4 protein-coding genes and 2 pseudogenes are annotated in these 6205 nt (G+C 63.3%); 2 read left to right on the top strand and 4 right to left on the bottom strand.

Annotated elements, in window-relative coordinates:
• Nucleotides 1-195, bottom strand: a pseudogene (locus AC5DC2_RS17600) (hypothetical protein); the annotation flags it as partial.
• A complete protein-coding gene (locus tag AC5DC2_RS17605; RefSeq protein ID WP_491699412.1) occupies nucleotides 192-2492 on the bottom strand; it encodes an FdhF/YdeP family oxidoreductase in 2301 nt (766 codons plus the stop codon). The pseudogene AC5DC2_RS17600 and the gene AC5DC2_RS17605, both read right to left, overlap by 4 nt.
• Nucleotides 2493-2741: 249 nt before the next feature.
• Here AC5DC2_RS17605 and mgtE point away from each other — a divergent pair, with 249 nt between their 5' ends.
• Complete coding sequence (mgtE, locus tag AC5DC2_RS17610) at nucleotides 2742-4157, top strand: magnesium transporter (RefSeq protein ID WP_491699413.1); 1416 nt, start codon at nucleotides 2742-2744, stop codon at nucleotides 4155-4157.
• Between the two features lie 47 nt (nucleotides 4158-4204).
• Nucleotides 4205-4597, top strand: coding sequence for a MerR family transcriptional regulator (locus AC5DC2_RS17615; RefSeq protein WP_024707484.1), 393 nt, complete (start codon nucleotides 4205-4207; stop codon nucleotides 4595-4597).
• Between the two features lie 26 nt (nucleotides 4598-4623).
• On the opposite strand, the gene AC5DC2_RS17620 is transcribed toward AC5DC2_RS17615, so the two are convergent.
• Both AC5DC2_RS17620 and AC5DC2_RS17625 read right to left on the bottom strand, forming a co-directional pair.
• Nucleotides 4624-5559 carry a heparan-alpha-glucosaminide N-acetyltransferase gene (locus AC5DC2_RS17620; RefSeq protein WP_491699414.1) on the bottom strand — a complete coding sequence of 312 codons (936 nt, stop codon included), beginning with the start codon at nucleotides 5557-5559 and terminating at the stop codon, nucleotides 4624-4626.
• Nucleotides 5556-6104 (bottom strand): annotated as a pseudogene (locus AC5DC2_RS17625) (DUF599 domain-containing protein); the annotation flags it as partial. The gene AC5DC2_RS17620 and the pseudogene AC5DC2_RS17625, both read right to left, overlap by 4 nt.
• Between the last annotated feature and the right edge of the window lie 101 nt (nucleotides 6105-6205).

The following is a 6205-nucleotide window of genomic DNA, read 5'->3' on the forward strand; positions in this document are numbered from 1 at the left end:
GCCTGCAAGCATCGCCACGGCCCGCAGCACAAGGGCGTGCGCGACGTCAAGCGCGCGGGCGGCCGTGCGGCTGTCCTCCGCCTGGCCTGCAAGCAGAAGCGCGAGAACCGCAGACGGCAGCCGCGCGCCGGACAATCGTTCGCTCCGGCCAAGCCTTTCGGCAAGCAGTGCGGTATCGCAGGGCGCATCGCTCATGCGGCGGCAGGTCCCTCTATCAGGCTCAGGCGCACGGGAACCGATTTCGATGTCGGCGTGCCGCTCATCTCGCCGTAACTTGAAAGCGGCACCAGCACGTTGAGCTCGGGGAAATAGCCGGCGATACAGCCGCGCGGAATGTCATAGGGAATGATCTTGAAGCCTTCCGCCACGCGCGAAATGCCGTCTTCATCCGGTCCCGTGATCGTCACGCGCTGATGCGGCTTCGCGCCAAGCGCCTCGATATCGATCGGGTTGACGAAGACGACCCGGCGTTCGCCATAGACGCCGCGGTAGCGGTCGTCCATGCCGTAGACGGTTGTGTTGTACTGATCGTGGCTGCGCATGGTCTGCAGCACGAAGCGGTCCGGCGCGTCCTGCCGGTCCTGGTAGGCGGTCTTTTCGGGCAATGTGCCGGTGAAGAAGTTGGCGCGTCCGGTCGGCGTGTTCCAGCGGCGCTCGGCCGCCGCATTGCCGAGATCGAAGCCGCGCGGCCGGCGCACCCGCTCGTTGAAGTCGTCAAAGCCGGGAATCGTCTTCTCGATCAGGTCACGGATCCTGTCATAGTCCTCGGCAAGCGCCGTCCAGTCGACGATTGCCGAGCCGACGGTTCTTGCGGCAATCCCGGCGATGATGGCAATCTCGGAGCGCAGCTCTTGCCCTGCCGGCGGATTGATGCCCGCCGAGCCATGGACCATGCTCATGGAATCCTCAACGGTGATGAGTTGCGGTTCGCCTTTTGCATTGAGGTCGATCTCGGTGCGCCCGAGACAGGGCAGGAGATAGGCGTTTTCGCCCGGCATTGTGTGGCTGGCATTGAGTTTTGTGGCGATATGCACGGTCAGCCTCTGGCCGCGCAGCGCCTTTTCGATGAAGCCGCTGTCCGGAACGGCGCGGGCGAAATTGCCGCCAAGCCCGATGAAGGCCTTCGAACGCCCGGAAATCATCGCGCCGATCGCCTCGATCGTGCTGTCGCCGTTTTCGCGCGGGGGCTTGAAGCCGAAATTTCTCTCAAGCGCATCGAGAAGGGTTGCCGGCGGCTTGTCGTTGATGCCCATCGTGCGGTCGCCCTGCACGTTCGAGTGGCCGCGCACCGGGCAGAGGCCGGCGCCGGGCCTGCCGATCTGGCCGCGCAGCATCATGAAATTTGCGATTTCGCGGATCGTCGCCACCGAATGCCGGTGCTGCGTAATCCCCATGGCCCAGGTGCAGATCACGTTGTCCGCATCAAGATAGATCGCCGCCGCCTTTTCGAGATCGTCGCGCGACAGGCCCGACTGATCCTCGATCGCGCCCCAGCCGGTGGCGTCGATCGCGGCGACATAGTCCTCGAATCCGTGGCAGTGCTCGCGGATGAAAACATCGTCAAGCACGCCCGTTCCGGTCTCGGCTCGGGCCTTGCGGTCAGCCGCCAGCACGGCCTTGGCCATGCCCCTGAAAGCGGCCATGTCGCCGCCGAGCCGCGGCTGGAAATAGTCGCTGGCGATCGGCGCGCTGCCGCCGAGCACCATTTCGCGCTTGCGCTGCGGGTCGGCGAAACGCTTCAGCCCGCGTTCCTTCAGCGTGTTGAAGGCCACGATCCGCGCGTCCCGTTCGGCGGCCCGGCGCAGGTCCCCCAGCATGCGCGGATGATTGGTGCCCGGGTTCTGCCCCACGACGAAGATCGCATCGGCCTTTTCGAAATCCTCAAGCCGGACCGTGCCCTTGCCGATGCCGATCGCCTGGGTCAGCGCCACGCCGGAGGCTTCGTGGCACATGTTGGAACAGTCCGGCATGTTGTTGGTGCCGAAGATGCGGACGAACAGCTGGTAGAGAAAGGCCGCCTCGTTGCTGGCGCGCCCGGAGGTGTAGAACTGCGCCTCGTGCGGGCTTTCAAGCGCGTTGAGAACCGACGCGATGCCCGCAAAGGCGTCGTCCCATGTGACCGGCTCATAGTGGTCGGTTGCGCGGTTGTAGCGCATGGGATGGGTCAGGCGTCCGTGGTTTTCGAGGCTGTGGTCATCGAGCCTTGAAAGTTCGCCGACCGACAGCCGCCCGAAAAGAGCCGGATCGGCCCGCCGCTCGGTCGCTTCCCAGGAAACGGCCTTCACCCCGTTCTCGCAGAACTCGAAGGAAGAGCCGTGCTCGGGATCGCCCCAGGCGCAGCCGGGACAGTCGAAGCCGTCGGGCTGGTTCGCCTTTCTGAGCGCCTTCGCCCCGGAAAGCGGCGCGCCGCTCGAGATGAGCGATCGGCCGGAGGCGATCAGGGCCTCCCAGCCGCCGGCTGCCTTGCGTTCGTCCCTGCTGCCGTGATCCATTTGATCTCCCTTCGGCGTTCCGCGCCACTGCCGGTCTGCGCCGTGCCCGGCAAAGCTTAACAAAAAACAGATTCGCCATTCAACAGATTGCTTCGTCGCGGCGCGCCGGAGAACACGATTTTGCTGCTCTTGCCTGTCATCAAAAGGTTGCCCCGAAGCGATTTCCTTTCCGCCTGAAACGCACTAAGAGATGAGCGCGGGCGGAACCGCGCGTGAAGGGTAGCGTTGCTGACAGAAAGGTTTCCCAAGATGAGCCATCTGGATGAAGAAGTGCTGAAAGAGACCGAAGCGCGCGAGACGACCGATGATATCTATAACGAGGAGGGGTCGGTCAGCGCCGAATTCCTCGCCGGCGTCCAGCAGGCGATTGCCGAAGGCAATACCGACTATCTTCGCGAGGAGGTGGCGAGCCTGCACGAATCCGAACTCGGCGACGTCATCGAAGCGCTGGACTATGACAGCCGGCCCGAACTGGTGCGGCTTCTCGGCGACGAGTTCGATCTGACGGCGCTGACCGAGGTCGACGAGGCGATCCGCCTCGACATCATCGAATCGCTGCCCTCCGAACAGCTCGTCAGCGCGCTGAGCGCCCTCGATTCGGACGACGCGGTCTATATCCTCGAAGACCTCGAGGACGAAGAGCGCGAGAATATCCTCTCCAAGCTGCCCTTTACCGAACGGATCAGGCTGACGCGCTCGCTCGACTATCCGGAAAGCTCCGCCGGCCGGCGCATGCAGACGGAATTCGTGGCGGTGCCGCCGTTCTGGACCGTAGGCCAGACCATCGATTACATGCGCGAGGACGATGACCTGCCTGATTCCTTTTCGCAGATCTTCGTCGTCGATCCGACCTTCCGCCTGCTCGGCGCCGTCGATCTCGACAGCATCCTGCGCACCAAGCGCCAGGTGAAGATCGAGACGATCATGCGCGAGACCAACCACCCGATCGATGCCGAACTCGACCAGGAAGAGGCTGCTCAGGTCTTCGAACAGTACGACCTCCTCTCCGCCGCCGTCGTCGACAATAACGGGCGGCTTGTCGGCGTGCTGACCATCGACGATGTCGTCGACGTGATCCACGAGGAAGCGGATGAGGACATCAAGCGCCTCGGCGGCGTCGGCGACGAGGAGCTCTCCGACAATGTCGTCAGGGCGGTGCGCTCGCGTTTCGGCTGGCTGCTGATCAACATGGGCACGGCGTTCATGTCCGCGAGCGTTATCGGTCTCTTCGACGAATCGATCGGCCAGATGATCGCCCTTGCCGTGCTGATGCCGGTGGTCGCCTCCATGGGCGGCAATGCCGGCACACAGACGATGACGGTGACGGTGCGCGCGCTCGCCACCCGCGACCTCGATATTTACAATGCGGCGCGGATCATCCGCAGGGAGGCCGGCGTCGGCCTGTTCAACGGCGTCGTCTTCGCCCTGCTCATCGCGTTAGTTGCGGGTTACTGGTTTGACAACCCGCAACTCGGCGGGGTTGTGGCCGCCGCCATGATTATCAACATGTTTGCCGCTGCCATGGCCGGCATTCTGATTCCGCTTCTTCTTGACCGGGCCGGCGCCGATCCCGCCATATCCTCGTCGGTTTTCGTCACCACGACCACCGATGTCATCGGCTTTTTCTCATTCTTGGGAATTGCGACCTGGTGGTTTAACATCTAGTTTCAAAAACGTTTTCCAGACCAAACAAAAAATAAAAGTCGGGGCGCATTGTGCAGAAGAGATTTTATTCGATTACAGAACTTACGCGCGAATTCGGGGTTTCCACCCGGACGCTCAGATTCTACGAGGACGAGGGCCTGCTCCAGCCCGAGCGGCGCGGGCGCACGCGGCTCTACAGCGAAAAGGAGCGTGTGCTGATCAAGGAGATCCTGCGCAGCCGTCGCATCGGGCTGACGCTTGCCGAAATCAGGGACATGCAGAACCTGTTCCATCGCCCGCCGACCGAAATCGACCAGTTGAAGCAGACCATGCATGAAATCAAGTCGCGACGCGACGATCTCAGACAGAAGCGCCGCGACATTGACGAGATGATGGGTGAACTCGATATCGCCGAGGAGACTTGCCTGGCGCGTCTTGCCGAGATTGGCGTCGGCACCTGATCTTTCCCGCTTCCTTCCGCCAGGGCCTATCTTATGCTGCACGACATGGCGATCCGCCCGAGCGCGACCGCATCCTCGTCCCCGGTCCGGTTTTGCATCAGCGGGGCCAGCAATCCCTCCTGTTCCAGCGCCTCGAGCGTGCAGGCGCAGTAGGAGCGGCAGAAGTCCGCCTCGTCCGTCTGTGCGCACGTTGCCTGGCAGGCTGACAGATAGGCCGGCGCGGGGTTCGGCGGCGCCACCAGCGTCGCGGCATAGACGAGGCCGTAGAGGACCGGCTGGTGAACGAGGTAGAAGATCAGGCTGTGGCGGCCGAGAAAGGTCAGCGGGTTTTCCTGCGCCGGCAGCTGTTTTTGCCGCCTCAGCCAGGACAGCGTGAGTTTCGAGGCGGCGAACCCGGCGAGGAAGGGCGCAATCCACGGCAGCAGCGGCACATAGTCGCTCGACGGGTAGGGATGGGCTGCCATGCCGATCCAGGCGAGATAGCGCGGGTCGAGCGCGTCGAAGCGCATCAGATGCGGCGCGAGCAGGGCGAGTGCGGCGATGACGAGGGTGACGACGGCCGGCACCTTGCGGAACAGGAGACCGATCACCGAGGCGACCGCGATGATGTGGAGAATGCCGAAATAGATGATCGCGTTCGGCGTGGCGAAGAATGAAACCGCCGTGATCGCAAGGCTGGCCGCCGCCAGGATGGCGAGGCGTTTCAGGAAGGATCGCGGTCTCAGGGAAGCGCCATGCGCCATCCACAGGCTGTAGCCCGCGAGGAACAGGAAGCTTGCGGCGTCGAGATGGGCAAAGATCGCCCAGCCGCCGCGCGTTGAAAGACCGGGGGAGACATAGCCGAAGAAGTCGAGATCCCAGACGAAATGATAGATCGCCATGGCGATCAGCGCCATGCCGCGCGCCGCGTCTATCAGGTGGATGCGCCGGCCCTTCGTCGCGGGGCTCGTCTTCTCGGTCATGGCCGCTCTTCGCTTTCGGTTTGGGTGGCTTCCAGGATGGTTCGGCGCGCATCGGAGAAATACTGTCGCCGCGTCAGGATCATGAATACGAAGGCCGTCGTCGCCATGAATACATAGGGCCCGAGAAACCAGCCGAGATAGCCGATCGACAGGAAAATCGCCCTCAGCCCCGTGTTGAAATGGCGCGCGGCGATAATGTTGACTTCGGCAATCTGTTCGGCCATCCGCTCCGGGGCCTTTTCCCCGCTCGCGCCGTCGCGCATCGGCAGCGCGCCGAACAGAATGGTGTTGTAGTTGAACAGGCGATAGGACCAGCCGAACTTGAAGAAGGAATAGCCGAAGATCGCGGCGAGCCCGCCGGCCTTCATCTCGAAGGCCGCCCGGGTCGAGGGGATCAGGCCCGGCAGGTCCTCGAACAGCATCTGCGCCCGGTCGGCCTCGCCCATCAGCGCGAAACAGCCGCCGATGGCGAAGATCGAGGTCGAGGCGAAGAAGGCGGTTCCGTTCTGCAGGCCGGAGAGGATCCCACAGCCCGTCATCCTGAGGGTCATTGACTTCTTCCGGCCGGAGCCAAGAGAAAGCGGCGGCCTCTACCTGGTTGCCTCCGGCCGCTGCGACGAAGCGGCCGAACATGAAGTCCCCAACG

The organism is Martelella sp. (genome assembly GCF_984369615.1).